The sequence below is a fragment of the Streptomyces sp. NPDC029122 genome (assembly GCF_055569445.1).
Genome location: NZ_JBVHWK010000017.1, coordinates 83,871 through 98,873, shown reverse-complemented (window position 1 = coordinate 98,873; position 15,003 = coordinate 83,871). Strand labels below are relative to the sequence as shown.

Here is a 15,003-nt window from a genome sequence, read left to right as displayed (position 1 = left end):
GGCCGAGACGGGGGAGGGTGCAATAATAACCCCCCCCCCCCCCAGGGGGGGGGGGGGGGGGGGCCCCCCCCCCCCCCCCCCCCCCCGCTGCTCCCGGGCCACTCCGAAAGGGAACGCGTCCACGTGAAGTACATCGAGACCCAGACGCTGCCGGCGCTCGGGCACGCCGAGGTACGGATCATCGCGCACACGCCCGAAGCCGCCCGAGCGGTCGCGGAAGCCCTCCGCGGCTGCTTCGCAGGAGAGGAGCAGCGCAGCCATCCCGGCCTCGACGGCGACACCCGCCTCCACCTCACCGTGGACACCGCAACACCCGCCGGCCTCACCCGTACCTGGCTGGCCGCCAGCTTGACCCCCGCCGGTACGGGCGCCCATTCCGACGAGATCTGAGAGGCCCGGGCCCAGGGGGCACACCCCGCACACGAAAGGACGCGGTCATGGCCACACTGCGCGAACGCAAGACCTACCGCGGTCAGGTGCTCCGGGTCCTGTACGAAGCCGTCGAGGGCAACCGCCTCCTCGGCCTCACCGGAGCACAGCTGCGCCGCGACCTCCACGTACCGGAACAGGACCTGGCCGCCGCCTGCACCTACCTGGCGGGCGAAGGCCTGATCACCGTTGACTGGGAACCCGGCAACACCCCCGCGATGGTCACCCTGACCCACGAAGGAATCCGGCACATGGAGGCCGAGGAGGAAGAGTACGGCTGAACGCCCGCGCACACACGTGAAGGGCCCGGTAGGTGCGTGGCCAGTGCCGTTGAACGGGGTGAGCACGATGATGCGGCCCACGCCCGTCATTGGCGTGCAGCCGCGGATGAGGAGTGGACGGCCATCGTCCGCCGCTGCCCCTGGCCGGGACGCTGATCGCGCTCAAGGGCCCCGCGGCGGCCGTCGGCGCCGGAAGCGTCCTTCCCGATGCTGTCGTGGGAGTCCCTGGCGAATTCCTCCGGCGTGGATTGGGCCGTTGGTGTCTATCGAGGTTGCTCCCACTCGGTCCGGGTGAGTTCGTACTCGACTTCACCGTGCTCGGAGCCCTTGATCACCTCCGGCCAGTCCCCGGTGAAGCTCCGGACGAAGGACAGGCCCGATTTCTCCATGACGCGACGGGAGCGGGTGTTGACGGCCATGGTGTTTGCGGTGATCCGCTCGACCCCCAGTTCCGCGAACCCCTTGTGGACCAGGGCCCGGGACCCCTCGGTGGCATAGCCACGCCCCCATGCCGCCTGGTTCAACCGGTACCCGAGTTCGACCACGGCGGGGCTGTGCTCCTCCAACGGCCGGAACTCGAACCAGCCCAGGAAGGTGCCGGTGGGCTTCTCCTGCGCGGCCCAGTAACCGCGGGTCTTCCAGCATGGGTAGTCGTGCAGGAGCCGCGGAAGCGTCCTTGTCTCGATCGACTCCCGACTTGTGGGGCGGCCGCCGTTGATGAAGCGCATGACCTCGGGGTCGTTGTCCAGGGCGAGCAGCTGGTCGATGTCGGTCGCCGTGAACGCGCGCAGGACGAGCCGGTCGGTCTCCAGGAAGTTAGGCATGCCGCGATCTTCACCACGGGCGGGCCGGGCCTGCCATTGATTTTTTCTGACCGGCGGCAGGCGGAAGTGTTCATGCCGCGCGGGCCTCGGATCGCTCGACCAGGACGCCGCGCTCGAAGCGGGCGCCGGCCCGGACCAGGGCGACGTGATGGGGTGGTGCGTTCACGGCCCGCCAGCGTTCCTGGGCTGACTCGATGAGCTTGAAGACCATGGCCAGGGCGACGGCCCGGCCCCGGCGCCCTTGGTGACCTTGGTGACCTTGGTGACCTTGGTCCGCAGGCGCACAGTGGTGAAGGTCGACTCGATCGGGTCGTGGTCCGCAGGTGGATCCCGTGCTCGGCGGGGAAGTCGAGGAACGCCAACCGTTCTTCCTCGTCGTCGGTGGACCAGCTGGACAGGCGGTACTCGTGTTCGGCGTCGTCGGCCGCGGCAGGTGGGGGTCCTCCAGCCGGAGCCGGCGCGTCCCGCCCCCGGCGCCGGCGACGACCAGGGCGGCGGACGGTGCTCCTGTGGGTACGGTGATCTTGCCGTGGGCCAGCAGCCAGGCGACGACCGCGGCCCGGTCGAACTCCGGGCTCGTCTCCGCACCGCCCACCGGCGTGGGGGAGGCACCCTCCGAGCCGTGGACGGTCGGCAATGTGCTGGCGGGCGTCGGCTGCCTGGTGGTGGCCCTTGTGTGCCTCGCGATCTGGGTGAATGGACTCGTTGCCCTCTTCGGCTGACTCAGGTGCCGTCCTGGGTAGCCCCGTTCACCGGGCTGAGCCCTCGCCTGTTCGGCAAGCTGATCACCGCATTGCGGCGCGAGGAGGCCGATCCCGCAAGGGCCGGCCGTGGTCGCTGCCATCGGAGGACCGGGGGCTGCTGGAGGCCGCGTACTGGCGCACCAACCTCGCCCTGCGTCAGCTCGCTCCGCTGTTCACCGTCTCGAAGTCGGCGGCCGACCGCATCATCGACCACCTCGGACCCGCACTCGCCCTGCAGCAGCCCAAGCGGTTCCGCAAGGACACCGTCCTGATTGTGGACGGCACTCTGGTGCCCACCCGCGACCACCAGGTCGCCGAGCAGTCGAAGAACTACCGGTACTCCACCAATCACCAGGTCGTCATCGACGCCGACACCTGCCTGGTCGTCGCCGTCCCGGCCGCCCACTGCCCGGCAACCGAACGACGGGAAGGCATGGGAGCTGTCCGGCGCCAAGGACGCCGTCGGCCGCACCACGATCATCGCCGACGGCGGCTACCAGGGCACCGGCCTGGACGTCCCGTACCGCCGTGTACCCGGCCAGACCGAACTCCCGCCTGGAAGGAAGACCACAACCGCTCCCACCACAAGGTCCGCGCCCGCGGCGACGCGCTCGGGATGGTGCGGGCGATACCGCGTTTGCGCAGGTAGGAGCGGATACTGCGGGACGTGGAAGCTCTTGTCGCCGACCACCCGCAGCGGCCGGCTGCGGGGCCGGCCCGGCCCGCACCGCTTGATGCGGCTGCGGGCCATGACCGGTTGCTGCTCAGGATCACGAACGCCTGGTAGCCGGGGTCGGTGAACAGCGCCCGCCGGGGGGCGGCGGAGGTGGTGGTTGTGGGTACGGAGGACATGACCCCCTCCGACGAGTCACTGCTTGACGTCGTCTACGAGCGCCGCAGCGGGCGCTCCGGGCCGGGCGCGGGCAGGCCGGCCAAGCTCTACCGCCGCTCGACGAAGCAGGTCGCTGTCAACCTGCCGGACCGCCGCTACGAGCTGGCGGGACGGCTCCTCGCCCAAGCCGTGGAGGAATCCGACGCGACCGGCGAGCCGGTGCGCAAGGTGCTGCACCGGAAGGCGGAAGAACTCGGCACGCAACTGGGCGAGCAGAACGAGACGAACGTCTTCGACCTGCTGGAGCGCTACGGCTTCGAGCCGCGCCACGAGGACGACGCCATCGTGCTGGCCAACTGCCCCTTCCACGTGCTGGCCCGCGAGCACACCCAGACGGTGTGCGGCATGAACCTCCACCTGATGCGCGGCGTCCTCAGCGGCCTCGACGAGCCAGGACTCGAGGCATGCCTGGCACCCCGCCCCGGACAATGCTGCGTCCGACTGCAGCCAGCCGCCTGATCAGAACGGAGCCGCTCAATCGCCGACCGCCTGTCGCCTGTCGCCTGTCGCCTGTCGCCTGTCGCCGCCAACGTGGAGCAGCGTTTTCCTGACCCGGGACCCAGTAGTGGGTTTCCTTAAACGGAGCGAGTCAGACGTCAGAGGAAACAGCACTTCAGACCCCCGAGCGATCCAGGCACGTTGATGCCTCTGCCTGCTCTGCACACACTGACTTGACAGGGAAGATCGCTTCCGTTGCAACGCCGCCGCCTGACCTTGAACCACCCTCTGGCGCCCGGAAGATGCCTCTGCCCCATGCCCTTGCAACCGGAACGGCTTCGGCATGCGTGTCGATGATCTGAGAAGCGAGCGCGGTGCGGTCCGGTGGGACGGCGAAGTGAGCGCGGGACGGCGAACGGACGGAAGGCGACACAGCGTGGATCACGACCAGGTGCTCGAAGCGTTTCAGCTGGAATGCGCGGCCCTCAACGGCGCAGTGGCCGGACTGTCCGAGGCCGAATGGGACCTCCTGACACGCTGCATTCCCTGGACCGTACGCGACCTCCTCGGGCACGTATGCGTGGTGATCGACTGGCTTCCGGCCATGCTGGACGCGCCGTCACCCGGAGAGGCGGAGATCTCCGCGGTGGAGTACTACCGCCCGGACGACCGCTTCTCACCCCAGACCAACGGCAAGCGGATCGCCCTGGCCCAGGACCGTGCGGCAAGGCCGGCCCACGGCGCCTCCTACGCCGAGGACTTCGCCACGACGTGGCGGCGGGTCGACCGGCTCTGCCGGGCCCAACCTGGCGGTCGGACCGTGCGGACACGCCATGGCGACGCCATGCTCCTGTCGGAGTTCCTCCTCACCCGCGTCGTGGAAGTCGCCGTCCACGGCCTCGACCTGGCCGACGCACTCGGACGCGAAGCCTGGCTCACGCCGGCGGCAGGTGACGCCGTGGCTCAGCTTCTCCTGGGCGCGGAGCACGCCACGGCGGCCGACAAGCTGGGGTGGAGCCGTCCCCGCTTCCTGCGCAAGGCCACCGGCCGGGAGCCGCTGGACGAGGCGGAGGCAGCACAAGTCGAACGGCTCGGTATCCACTGGCTCGCCCTGGGCTGATCCGCGACCCTTCTCGCCTGTCCACTGCACTCGCGAACGTCGGGCATGCCAGGTTGCGAGACGTCGCCCGCCTCGTGGACCCGGCTGCGTGCGGACGACGGCGACGTGATCGGGGGTGATCACCAGCCGGATGCCGGTCCCGGCCCGGACTGAAGGGCCAGACACGCTGACGTGTCGTCTGGCGTCACGAAGTGATGCTCACCCGGGCATCATGCCCGACTGCCTACGTCGCCCTGTCCCGGCGCGGAAATCCTGTGCGCCGATGACCGCCTGCCCGGCGAGCGCGGCGAGCCCAGGGCCCTCGTGCCCTCCGGGGGATCGACGTCGCCTCGCCCGGACCCACAAGCGGCACGTGGCACCGCGGGCCGGTCGAATCTATGCTGGATACGGCGGCCGGCGCGCTGAGCGGCCCTCGGCCGTCACCCGTGAGCACCTGCCCCACCCCCTCCCCGTGCAGGTGCTCACTCAGTCACCTCCGGTGGCCGCGCCGGACCTGCAGTGAATACCTGCACCGTCTCCACGGTCACGTCACACCCCCCTCAGCGACCGATGTCCACCGTGCGGGAGGCGAGGCGGTCGGCGGCCGAATGGAGTTCCGGGGCGGTGCCGAAGGGGAGCACCGCCGCGCGGCCCGGGACGCGGACACCGCCCGTCAGGGCGATGCGGGTGCCGGAGCCCTGCGGAGTGGCGGCCACGCCCACCAGGAGGAAGCGGCTCTGCAGCCAGCACCACCCTGGGCGGCGGAACCCCCGCAGCCGGGCCCGGAAGCCGTACGTGCTGCGGGCCAGGAGTTCCACCCGGTCCCCTTCGGCGCGGAGCAGGCGGACGTGCTGGAGGTCGGGAAGGAAGTCCAGGCCGGCCATGACCGGCCAGACTTCCTCGAAGGGGGCGGGGAGAACCCGTTCCACGACCTTGGCGCCCTGTACGCCGGCCGCCATGATGCGGAGGCGGTGGACGTCGTCCATGTGCGGCGTCATGCGGACCATGCCTTTCGGAAGCTGGAACGGGCCCGGTGGAGCCGGGATTTGGCGGTGCCGGGCGGAACGCCCAGGACGGCCGCGGCCGCCTCCTCGTCCAGGCCCTCCACGTCCCGCAGGACGAGAACCGCACGGTGGGCAGGGGAGAGGCGGGCCAGGACGTCCTCGATGTCGGATGCCAGGTGGGGGTCGCCCTTGACGGGGATCTCGCTCAGGTCCGCCACCGGCCGGCTACGGGCGGCGCGCTGAGCCGTGCGGACGGCCTCGCGTACCGCGATGGCCCGCACCCACCCGTACAAAGCCTCGGGATCGCGCAGCGACCGCAGGGCGGTGAACACGGCCAGCAGTGCCTCCTGGGCGGCGTCCGGGCCGTCCGCGAGGGCGATGGGGGTGCATATCCGGGTCACGTACGGGGCGAGGTGGTCGAGCAGCCCGTGCAGCGCAAGGGTGTTCCCGGCGCGGGCGGCACGGGCGAGAGCGACCCCGCGTTCGCGGTCTGCCGGGGTCATCTGGCTCGCGCCAGCCGTGCGGCCGCCCAGCCGAAGCCCAGGCAGAGGGGGGTGTAGACGGCGAGGTTGAGGATGTGGAAGGGGCTACCGGGCGGGCTGGGCAGGACCCCGGCGGCCCAGGCCAGGCCCGCGAGACCCCGTGCGGCCAGGCCCACGGCGACCGCGCCGGTGACGGCCCGGGCGGCCCGGCCGCCACGGCGGCGGGAGTGCGCGACGACGGCCGCCCCGGCCGTCAGCGTGAGCGCCGCCAGAGGCAGGACGACGGGCGGAGCGAAGGACACCTCCGTGCCCAACACCGCCAGGGACAGGTCCCGCTCGCTGCCGGCGGGCCAGGTGGCCCCGGTGGCCCAATACAGGTGCGCCAACCCGTCGGCGGCGAGGAGCACGGCAAGCGCGGCTCCCGTCCTGCGGCGCGATGCGTCGTTGTCCATGCGGTGGTTTCCCCTCGGTGTGGCAGTTGCCGACACACCGAGGAGTCGTCCACCCCCGGGAACGTTCCCTGTGTCACGCGCCACACTGCCCAGGGCTTTCGTTCGGCGTCGGCTAGGCCGTCTCTTCCGGATCGTCCCGACCCGCGTCGTGCGACAAGATCCGAAAGGGAAAGGGCCTTCGGGTGACGGAAGCAGAACATTGATCAACGTGGACATCCAGCGCTACGGCAGCTCGATTCTGATCAGCGCCACCCAGGGAGCTCGAGGAGGATGCGGGAGAAGTGCTCCAGCGCGCGCTGGACCACGTGACGTGGACGAGCGCGATCTCCTGGTGGACCTGCACGCTATTGCGGCCATGGACGTCGACGGCCTGCTCCACCTTCTCAACCTGCACCGGCGTGCAGAGCGCATGCGCCTGAGGGTTCTGGTCACCGGCTGGCAGCCCCCGCCCCAGCAGCTCCTGGCCACGGTGGTCGGGATCCCAGGGCCCAGAGCGGCCACCGGGGAGCGCTACGCCTTGGCGGGATTCCGCCGGCTCCTCGAGGAGAGGGCGCAGCGCGCACGGGAGCGCTCCGATCTCGCCGACGGCTGGCTGTCCCGCATCCAACCGCACCCCTGCTGGTTGCGGCCTACTGGCGCCGGCGGCAGGCTCCAGGGCCGGCCCTTGCGGACAGCGTCCCCCACCCTGGCACCGCAGAACCGTCACCAGACACGAACTGTGGCGACAGGGTAGGGCCCATTCACCTCGCCGGTGATTCCTTCCGGCAGATCGGCAGCCGGCGCCCCGACCTCAGCGGCTCACGGTGGTCTCCCGTTCCATCCGCGTCAGCTTCTCAGGGTTGCGCACGGTGTAGGGCCCGGTGACGAGGCCGTCGTCGATCCGCATTGCCACGACCGTGTCGATCTCCCCGTCGATGCGCATGATCAGCGCCGGGTGGCCGTTGACGTTCGTCGGCTCCACCATCACCTTGGGGCCGAACACCGCCACGCCTGCGGCCAGCGCGCGGGCCACCTTCTCGGCCCCCACGACCGGCCGCGGCATCGCCTGCTTGATGCCGCCACCGTCGCTCAGCGCGACAACGTCTGGCGCGAGGAGGTCGAGCAGGCTCTGTAGGTCGCCCGTCTCCAGGCTCGTCGGAACGCCCCGAGCGCGGCCTGGCTCTCGGCCGCGGAGACGACACCGCGCGGGCGACGTGCTCCGATCCCGCAGAACTTCGACGGCGTGTGGCTCACCTTCTACTCCAGGCCCGGCAGCGCCTTCGAAGCCCTCCCGTCGGACACCGTCATCGCCACCGCGCCGGACGGCACCGCGATGACCGCGGGCGACATCCAGGCCCACCCCCACCGCGCCCCGCTGACCTGGGACAACGAAACCGCTCTCGCGGTCGGGGTGCCGTCCGGCTCGTTGAAGACGCGACCTGGCGCCGAGCGCGGCGTCCGGCGTGACCTCGCCCGCGATGAACGTGTGGTCGTCGCCGAGGAAGTCGTAACAGGCGTCCTTCATAGGCGCCTCGCGTGAGGTGCATCGGCATGTCGGCAACAGGCATGAAGCGAGTCCTCTCGTGCGGTGAAACTCGAATGCCGTGAAAGAGGCACAGTGACGGCAATTCTCCTGAACCTCCCGTTTCGCGCATCCCGTCACATCGGACCCCGGCTCGCCGGTACGCGTGCACCCGCGGGAACTTCCGCCCCGGGCCCCGCGTCGTACCGGGCATGATCGAATCCACGGACGGCGCGGGCGTCGCCGACCCATCCGAGACCACCCCCGACCTGCAGGCGCTGATCGGCGCCTGGCAGGACGTACAGGACGACGTCCGGGCGCACGGGAACCCGGAGTACGACGAGACCGTCCTCGACTGCGTACGGCGACTGGTCGCCGACCCCGGAGGGGACCGCGCCCCGCTGTGGGTGCTCGGCCTCGCGATGACGCTCCCGTACGCCCACCGCAGGTCGGAGCGGGTGTCCGGCGCCGTGCACGATGCGCTCGACCGGGCGGACCGCGCGCTCAAGAACCACCCGTGCAGACACGCCGAGCACCCGTACGAGGACGGCCTCGACGACCCGCCGCACTATCTGGAGGACGTCGCCCGCCCCCTGGCGCACGGTGACACGGACTTCGCCGCGATCGGCTGGACCGGCGAGCAGTGGGCCTGCCCGCGCAACATCGCAGGGCTCGCACGCGTGGGCATGGACCGGCTGGAGCCCGGCTCCGCCGCCGACGTGCCGGCGCGCCTCTCCGAGGACGCCCAGGACACGCTCGACGCGCTCAACTCCGTCCTGGAGGGATACGGGTTCGACGCCTACAACGAGATCGCCGACGCCGGTTCGGAACTCCGCTTCGTGACAAGTGACGAGGACCGCGCGGGCGGCGTGCTGGTCGCGACGGCGGCGTCCTGGTACGCGCTGTCCGGGGTCGTGCGCGAGCGATGGGTCCTCGACGACCTGATCGAGACCTTGGAGAAGGTCCCCCTCGATGCCCTCGACCACCCCTGCGCGCACGGCGACGACGGGCACCCCGGCCTGCCGGGCTTCCTCGACGACGAACCGGACCGCCCCGCCATCGCCGACGACACCCTCACCCTCGGCGTGCACCTGGGCGACGACGGCGGCCGCGCCGTCCTGGAACAGGCCGGGATCGACCTCTCACTCTGGCTGTGCCCCCGGTTCACCGCAGCCACCGCCCGCAAAACCCTCAGCGAACTGCGGGACGGCCGGGATGAGTTGTTCGGGCACCGGGAGACCGGGCACCTCGACACGGAGTTCCTGCGCGCCGACGGGACCCTCGCCATCGAGCCTTTCACCGCGCTGTTCGACGGGGGCGACGAGTCGGCCCGCGAGCTCCAGGGCATCTGGGCCGCCCGGCGGCACGCACACGCCGCGGACGACCGCGAGCGGACCGTACTCGTCCTGACCGCCGCCACGGCCCTGCGCATCACGCATCCCGGCCCGGCCATCGCCCTGGCCCGCGACATCCGGACGCTGCTGCGCACCGTCGCCGAGACCCCGCACCCCCACACCTGCGCCCACGACGACCACCCCGCCCTCGAACGGCTCGACGGCGCGGTCCTACGACACCTCCACGCCCCGGAGACCGTCCCGGCGCCGCGCCCCGACGCGGAGGCGTTCGGCTGCCCGGCCCACCTGGCCGCACTCGCCGCAGCGGGCGTACGCGACGTGGACGGATGGTGCGGCGAGGAGGACTAGGGCGTTCTCTTGGATCACCGTGCGGCCCAGAGGAAGATGCCTGCGATATGGAGTCCGGCCTGGTAGATGGTGGCGGTCTTGTCAAGGCGGGTGGCGATGCCGCGCCACTGCTTGAGGCGGTTGATGCATCGCTCGACGGTGTTGCGTTGTATGTAGGCGTCGCGGTCGAACCCTGGTGGCCTGCCGCCCCGTTGGACTCGGCGTTTGCGGGTGGCGATCTGGTCGGCGGGTTGTGGGATCACGGTGCGGACCCCACGACGGCGAAGGTGCTGGCGGATGGCACGGGAGGAATACGCCTTGTCCGCCAGCACAACCGCCGGGCGAACCCTCGGCCGGCCGGTCGCCGCGGCACTCGCAGTGCCGCCATGACCTGCTCGAAGGCGGGCGCGTCGCCCGCTTGCGCGGGTGTGAGTACGAAGCACAACGGGCGGCAGCGACTGTCGGCCGCCAGGTGGATCTTCGTGAGCCGAACTCCTCGGGAAGATCCGCCCAGGGCGAGCCCGTTCGGTACTTCCACGCAATCGCGTCGATCACGTGCCGGTGATCCTTTTCCGGGATCGTGTGTCCGATACGCGTTCGCGCAGGTAGGTGCGGAAGCCGCGCGAACTGTAGGCCTTGTCGGCGATCACGTGATCCGGTCGGCAGCGGGGCCGGCCAAGGCCGGTGCGGGGTACTCGGACGCGTTCGAGGAGCGGGCGGGCGCAGATGCCGTCGTGGCGTTGTCCCGGGGTCAGCAGGAGGGCCAGGGGCCGACCGCGGCCGTCGCAGGCGAGGTGGATTTTGGTGGTCAGTCCTCCTCGGGATCGGCCGAGGGCGTGATCGTCCGGTTCGTGCGTCCGGTGCTTCCCCCTTTTCGACCGGTGGCGGCTGCGTGCTGGTGGGCGCGGACGATGGTGGAGTCGATCTGGACCAGCCAGTCGATGTCACCGGCGGCGTCCGCCTGGGCCTGGATCTGCTGCAGGGCCCGGGTGAACACACCGTCGATGGCGTAGCGGCGGAAGCGGGTGTAGACCGACTTCCACGGGCCGTAACGTTCCGGCAGGTCACGCCAGGAAACCCCGGTCCGGATCTTGTAGACCATCCCGTTGATGACCCTGCGGTCCTCCGCCCGAGGCCGGCCCCTGCCGGCACTCGGTATCAGCGGGGCCAGCAACTCCCACTCGGCATCAGACAGTTCATGACGACGTATCACGGAAACGTGATCCACCATCGAACGAGCAATTCGAAGACGGACCCTAGTACCAACGCTGGTTGTTGCCCCAGTGGCAGTCCCACTGGGTGGCCGGGGCGCCGTTGTCGGTGCGCCAGCCGCTGATCTCCAGGCACTTGCCGCTGTTTACGTTGACCAGGGCCACCGTGTAGTCGCTCGTGGCGCGCAGCTGCCACAGCTGGTTGGCGCCGCCGTGGCAGTCCCACTGGTCGATGGCCGCGCCGTTGGCGGTGGACCAGCCCTTGACCTCGAGGCACTTGCCGCTTTGGGCGTTGTAGATGAGCCTGGCGTTTCCGTGGGTGGCCCCGAACCACTGCTGGTTGGCGCCGCCGTGGCAGTCCCACTGGTTGACTCCGGCGCCGTTGGCGGTGGACCAGCCGCTCACTTCCAGGCACAGTCTGCTGTTGAGGTTGAGCAGCAGGTCCCACTTGGACAGATCCACTGCGGCGGCGGGGGAGGCGGGCAGAGCGACTGAGATGAGCACGGCGCCGACGGCTGCGCCCAGGGCGCGGCGGACGGACTTGACGATGTTCAGGCGCACGAAGAAGTCCCCCCACATGGCCGGTCACGGCCGGCTATCGGCGAATCGAGGCTGACGATACTTGATCTTGAAGCTGTCACCTAAGGCGTCTCATGCCTCGGTCGTTCTGACCGGCAGGAATGGCTGTAGCCGATCCCCCTCGGCACCCGTCAGATCATCCCGCGCGGTCCACCACGACTACCCCTGACGAGGCAAGGCCGCATTCGGCGGAGAAGTCCTAGCTGGTTGGCCCCGCTGAGCGATTTGGGTGGCCCGCAGGGCGGTGCAATAAGTCCGGTGGCATGTCGTACTCACAAGGATCTGGAACCCGGCCTGGTCCCACCTTCCGGTGCCTGTGCGCAGGCTGCGTGACCTGCCCCCACTCGCGCCCGGCACCTCGCCGTGGGCGGCTCCTCGTGTCACTCCGCAGGCGTGATCCGCCACGTGCCGTGGCGCACGTCGAGCATCGCGGTGAGGTCTGCCTGCTGCGGGAACGAGAGGCCAAGCCGCCACGGGTCTGGTAGGGCAGCCAGCCCGATGGTGACCAGATCCTCGGTAACGTTGCCCAGGGCTCCGATCCAATGGGGTGCGGTGGCGAGCAGCTGCTCGGGGAGCCAGGGTCTGGGCTCGGGAACGCGCGAGAAGGGCTCCTCGATGAGTTCGGCAAGGGCGGAGCCAGCCAGCAGGGTCAGCAGCCGCGCCAGGACCGCGGTCGGCAGGGCGGGGTTGCGGGTCTCCAACAACACGTAGCAGTCGTCGTGGCCCGAGAACCAGATCCGGGAGTCTCCCAGGCGGCTCAGGAGCGGCTCCTCGATGTCGGTCGTGCCGAGCACGAGGGCGAGCTCGTCAAGCTGCTCCGCCGTCACGTCGGCGGGCACGTCGATCAGAGTCAGCTCGTACGGCGACCAGGTGCCGTCGAGGAGACGGGGCAGAAGGTCGCGGTCCATCACAAGGAACTCCTCCGCGAGTCCGTTCGTGCCGGACGCCCAGGATCCAAGGGGGTGGATCGTGCACGGCACGCCGAGCTCGGCCGCGATCAGCGAGGGCCGCAGAGGATGCCAGGCCTCATCCAGATAGGAGTTGGTCTCCAGCGACACCACCGCCACCGCGTGGTTCGCCACGGCCACGAGCAGGTCGGCCAGCTCGCCCGCCTGGGCCGCACCGGCGGTCACCCGCCACAGCCCCTCGGCCTCGCGGACGCTGAAGCTCAATGGGAACGGCCGGCGCTCCAAGCCGACACTGTTCACGCTGAACGCGCCCTGCTGCCCGACCTCGATCACTGCCCCACCCCCAAGAACCCGCCGGACGTCACTGCCCAGCCCGCACGCGTCAATCATCGCCGGTCAGCGGAGCGGGCCTGCCACAGCCGACCGCCTTCGACGTGGGCGTCATCCAGGGATCACGCCCACGTGTAGTTCACGTCTTGCACGGCGCTCAAGGCTGCGGCAGGGCCTCGACGATTCCCTGAGCATTGCCGGTGTACGGCGTGTGCGAGGTCGGCGCGGTGACGTCGATGTCGACGTCCCAACAGTCGGCGTACCTCCACGCCTGCCGGGACCTGAGCGCTGTAGTTGGCCGGACGGGCCACCTACAGCGTGCATTCACAGCTGTGACTGAGCCCTTCAGTCGGCCTTGAGCCCTTGAGTTGGCCTGTCCGATCGACGGGCGTGGCCCCACGGGAAGTGGCAACCGGCTGCTGCTCTTCAAAGGGAGACCGGGTCGGGCAGACCACCTGCCGCCGACCTTCCGGGCTGCCCCGCGCACCCTGCTTGATCGGGCACAAGATGTCGGGTCCGGCATGGTAGTGCTGCCTGGCGTGGTGGTCGTCAAGAGGAAGGAGACCGGGCATGCTGGAGCGGCTGAACCAGGCTATGGAGCACATCGAGCGCCATCTCGACCAGGAGATTGAGGTGGAAGAGCCGGCACGCATCGCGGCCCATGGGCGGTGGGGGACTTCCTCCTCGCTTCGGGGGCTGGTAGGCCCCGTATGAGCCAGAGGCATCGCCCTGCCGACACAGTCGTCGTATGAACAGGGTGGGTGGGCCACCACTCCAGGTACGCGACCGCCCCCGACGGCTCGGAGCTGGATCGGACGGCCCGCGGTGTCGGTGAAGTAGAGCGCCGCGTAGCTGGTGGCGTTCGCGACGGTCATCACGTATTGCTCGGGCGGCAGCCAGGTGCCGGTCATGCAGGGGCCTCCTTCTCGGTGGGGGCGTACGTCGCGCGCAGGCGCCGGTCGTACGCGGCCGCCGGCTCCAGCCCCATGGCGGCGCGGCGCTCGTCGAGGTGTTCCGGGTCCTGCACGGGGTGGGGCCGGAGGCCGTCGGCGGCGTCGTTGTTGCCGGTGTACTGCGTTCCGTTGAGCTGGGGGCGGCCAGAGTTCACGCGGACGCGGTCCGTGAGGTACGCCAGGTGGCTGGGCGGGGCGTCCTCGGCGTCGACCGCAGCTTCGAGAAGGTCCAGGGCCGCGCGCTGGAAGCCGGGGTCTCGGTCGGCGTGCTGTACGAGCAGCCACGCGTCATCGGCGCCCGCCTCCCCCACCAGCGCGAAGCCGGGCCAGCCGTGCTCAGCGACGATCCCCGTGAGCCATGCCGTGTTCTCGGCGTCGATCCGGAGCAGGGCGCCGGGCTCACCGTCCCCGACCACGCGGGCACCGGTACGGGCCACCAGCGCGAGGTTGTCGCCCTTGGCCGGGCCCAGTTCCAGGACGCGCCTGCCGGAACCCGTGTGAAGGAGCTCCAGCCCCGGGCCGTGGTCGCCGTACTGCGTCCAGCAGAACCGCTTCCACGACTCTTCGGGGGCGGCGCGGAGGCCGAACTTGTCCCAGGAGTCGGAAGTCGCCGGGGTCATACGGTCGCCCCGGCCGTGACCGGCAGGTCCGCGAGTGCGCCGGCCGCGCGGCGGGAGGGGACGGCAGCGCCGGGCCCGGGACGTCGGGGGATACGCGGGAACAGGCCGTCGGGGCCTCCGCGCCAGGCCACGCCCCGGGCCGGGTAGACCGTACCCTCCGGCCGTGCGTCCTGGGTCGGGAGCGCGGAGCCCGCACCCTGCGCCGACCCGAGCTCCAGCACCACCTCCTCGGCACCGGGGCCGCGCCCTGGTGGGCCGACCCAGCCGCATCGGGCCACGGTCGGACAGGTGGGGCGGGGACGGTACTTCCCCCGGTACATGGCTGCGGTGGACATGCGCGTCTCCCGGTCGGGTGGAGGTGCTGGTCCGTGCGGGCGGCGCCAGGCTACTGGGGTGCCTCGGGGTCTGGACGAGGAAGACGGATACTCACACAGGTATGCAGATGGGGCTTGGAAGGAACACCGTCGACCGCCGCCCTTGCCCCTACGCCATGCCGCTCCCCGTTTCCTCGGGCACGGGGAACAGTTGGGGAGCAGGGGCAAGCTCCGAAACCTTCCCCGAGACGGGGTGTCCCG

15 protein-coding genes and 7 pseudogenes are annotated in these 15,003 nt (G+C 70.6%); 9 read left to right on the top strand and 13 right to left on the bottom strand.

Annotated elements, in window-relative coordinates:
- Window positions 1–123: 123 nt before the first annotated feature.
- Entirely contained in the window at window positions 124–390 is a 267-nt protein-coding gene (locus tag ACZ4WZ_RS20665; protein ID WP_467892300.1) for a hypothetical protein, read from the top strand.
- 47 nt (window positions 391–437) lie between these two features.
- Window positions 438–710: a hypothetical protein gene (locus ACZ4WZ_RS20660; RefSeq protein ID WP_467892297.1), complete on the top strand. Its 273-nt coding sequence runs from the start codon at window positions 438–440 to the stop codon at window positions 708–710.
- Window positions 711–973: 263 nt separating this feature from the next.
- Here ACZ4WZ_RS20660 and ACZ4WZ_RS20655 read toward each other — a convergent pair whose 3' ends face one another.
- Complete coding sequence (locus ACZ4WZ_RS20655) at window positions 974–1,534, bottom strand: GNAT family N-acetyltransferase (protein ID WP_467892295.1); 561 nt, start codon at window positions 1,532–1,534, stop codon at window positions 974–976.
- Between the two features lie 70 nt (window positions 1,535–1,604).
- Window positions 1,605–1,914, bottom strand: a pseudogene (locus ACZ4WZ_RS20650) (IS256 family transposase); the annotation flags it as partial.
- 129 nt (window positions 1,915–2,043) lie between these two features.
- Here ACZ4WZ_RS20650 and ACZ4WZ_RS20645 point away from each other — a divergent pair.
- Both ACZ4WZ_RS20645 and ACZ4WZ_RS20640 read left to right on the top strand, forming a co-directional pair.
- A complete protein-coding gene (locus ACZ4WZ_RS20645; RefSeq protein ID WP_467892293.1) occupies window positions 2,044–2,256 on the top strand; it encodes a hypothetical protein in 213 nt (70 codons plus the stop codon).
- Window positions 2,253–2,878, top strand: a pseudogene (locus ACZ4WZ_RS20640) (transposase); the annotation flags it as partial. The gene ACZ4WZ_RS20645 and the pseudogene ACZ4WZ_RS20640, both read left to right, overlap by 4 nt.
- Window positions 2,879–2,889: 11 nt before the next feature.
- Here the strand turns inward: ACZ4WZ_RS20640 and ACZ4WZ_RS20635 are convergent.
- A pseudogene (locus tag ACZ4WZ_RS20635) lies at window positions 2,890–3,037 on the bottom strand (IS5 family transposase); the annotation flags it as partial.
- A 99-nt stretch (window positions 3,038–3,136) separates the two neighbouring features.
- Between ACZ4WZ_RS20635 and ACZ4WZ_RS20630 the strand changes: the two are divergent.
- Together ACZ4WZ_RS20630 and ACZ4WZ_RS20625 are read left to right on the top strand one after the other, a co-directional pair.
- Window positions 3,137–3,628 (top strand): annotated as a pseudogene (locus tag ACZ4WZ_RS20630) (helix-turn-helix transcriptional regulator); the annotation flags it as partial.
- A gap of 415 nt (window positions 3,629–4,043) precedes the next feature.
- On the top strand, window positions 4,044–4,727 hold the full coding sequence (locus ACZ4WZ_RS20625) for a maleylpyruvate isomerase N-terminal domain-containing protein (RefSeq protein WP_467892291.1): 684 nt from the start codon (window positions 4,044–4,046) through the stop codon (window positions 4,725–4,727).
- 539 nt (window positions 4,728–5,266) lie between these two features.
- Here ACZ4WZ_RS20625 and ACZ4WZ_RS20620 read toward each other — a convergent pair.
- From ACZ4WZ_RS20620 to ACZ4WZ_RS20605, 4 genes and pseudogenes are all read right to left on the bottom strand, one after another.
- Window positions 5,267–5,704, bottom strand: a complete 438-nt coding sequence (locus ACZ4WZ_RS20620) for a hypothetical protein (protein ID WP_467892289.1) — start codon at window positions 5,702–5,704, stop codon at window positions 5,267–5,269.
- Window positions 5,701–6,213 carry an RNA polymerase sigma factor gene (locus ACZ4WZ_RS20615; RefSeq protein WP_467892288.1) on the bottom strand — a complete coding sequence of 171 codons (513 nt, stop codon included), beginning with the start codon at window positions 6,211–6,213 and terminating at the stop codon, window positions 5,701–5,703. The genes ACZ4WZ_RS20620 and ACZ4WZ_RS20615 overlap by 4 nt, the downstream gene beginning before the upstream one ends.
- A complete protein-coding gene (locus ACZ4WZ_RS20610; RefSeq protein WP_467892286.1) occupies window positions 6,210–6,644 on the bottom strand; it encodes a DUF3995 domain-containing protein in 435 nt (144 codons plus the stop codon). Before ACZ4WZ_RS20610 ends, ACZ4WZ_RS20615 begins: the two co-directional genes overlap by 4 nt.
- A gap of 790 nt (window positions 6,645–7,434) precedes the next feature.
- Window positions 7,435–7,847 (bottom strand): annotated as a pseudogene (locus ACZ4WZ_RS20605) (sigma-70 family RNA polymerase sigma factor family protein); the annotation flags it as partial.
- A 19-nt stretch (window positions 7,848–7,866) separates the two neighbouring features.
- Between ACZ4WZ_RS20605 and ACZ4WZ_RS20600 the strand changes: the two are divergent.
- Window positions 7,867–8,163 (top strand): hypothetical protein, encoded by a 297-nt coding sequence (locus ACZ4WZ_RS20600; protein WP_467892284.1) that lies wholly within the window; start codon window positions 7,867–7,869, stop codon window positions 8,161–8,163.
- A gap of 194 nt (window positions 8,164–8,357) precedes the next feature.
- Complete coding sequence (locus ACZ4WZ_RS20595) at window positions 8,358–9,848, top strand: hypothetical protein (RefSeq protein ID WP_467892282.1); 1,491 nt, start codon at window positions 8,358–8,360, stop codon at window positions 9,846–9,848.
- A gap of 14 nt (window positions 9,849–9,862) precedes the next feature.
- Here ACZ4WZ_RS20595 and ACZ4WZ_RS20590 read toward each other — a convergent pair.
- The 4 genes and pseudogenes from ACZ4WZ_RS20590 to ACZ4WZ_RS20575 all read right to left on the bottom strand — a co-directional run.
- Window positions 9,863–10,335, bottom strand: a pseudogene (locus ACZ4WZ_RS20590) (IS5 family transposase); the annotation flags it as partial.
- Window positions 10,336–10,420: 85 nt separating this feature from the next.
- A pseudogene (locus ACZ4WZ_RS20585) lies at window positions 10,421–11,058 on the bottom strand (IS5 family transposase); the annotation flags it as partial.
- 25 nt (window positions 11,059–11,083) lie between these two features.
- Window positions 11,084–11,599 (bottom strand): RICIN domain-containing protein, encoded by a 516-nt coding sequence (locus tag ACZ4WZ_RS20580; protein ID WP_467892280.1) that lies wholly within the window; start codon window positions 11,597–11,599, stop codon window positions 11,084–11,086.
- 398 nt (window positions 11,600–11,997) lie between these two features.
- Entirely contained in the window at window positions 11,998–12,858 is an 861-nt protein-coding gene (locus ACZ4WZ_RS20575) for a hypothetical protein (protein ID WP_467892277.1), read from the bottom strand.
- A gap of 567 nt (window positions 12,859–13,425) precedes the next feature.
- Here ACZ4WZ_RS20575 and ACZ4WZ_RS20570 point away from each other — a divergent pair.
- Window positions 13,426–13,569 (top strand): hypothetical protein, encoded by a 144-nt coding sequence (locus tag ACZ4WZ_RS20570; RefSeq protein WP_467892276.1) that lies wholly within the window; start codon window positions 13,426–13,428, stop codon window positions 13,567–13,569.
- Window positions 13,570–13,762: 193 nt separating this feature from the next.
- On the opposite strand, the gene ACZ4WZ_RS20565 is transcribed toward ACZ4WZ_RS20570, so the two are convergent.
- Together ACZ4WZ_RS20565 and ACZ4WZ_RS20560 are read right to left on the bottom strand one after the other, a co-directional pair.
- Window positions 13,763–14,428: a DUF6624 domain-containing protein gene (locus ACZ4WZ_RS20565; protein ID WP_467892274.1), complete on the bottom strand. Its 666-nt coding sequence runs from the start codon at window positions 14,426–14,428 to the stop codon at window positions 13,763–13,765.
- A complete protein-coding gene (locus ACZ4WZ_RS20560; RefSeq protein WP_467892272.1) occupies window positions 14,425–14,763 on the bottom strand; it encodes a hypothetical protein in 339 nt (112 codons plus the stop codon). Before ACZ4WZ_RS20560 ends, ACZ4WZ_RS20565 begins: the two co-directional genes overlap by 4 nt.
- Window positions 14,764–15,003: the final 240 nt, after the last annotated feature.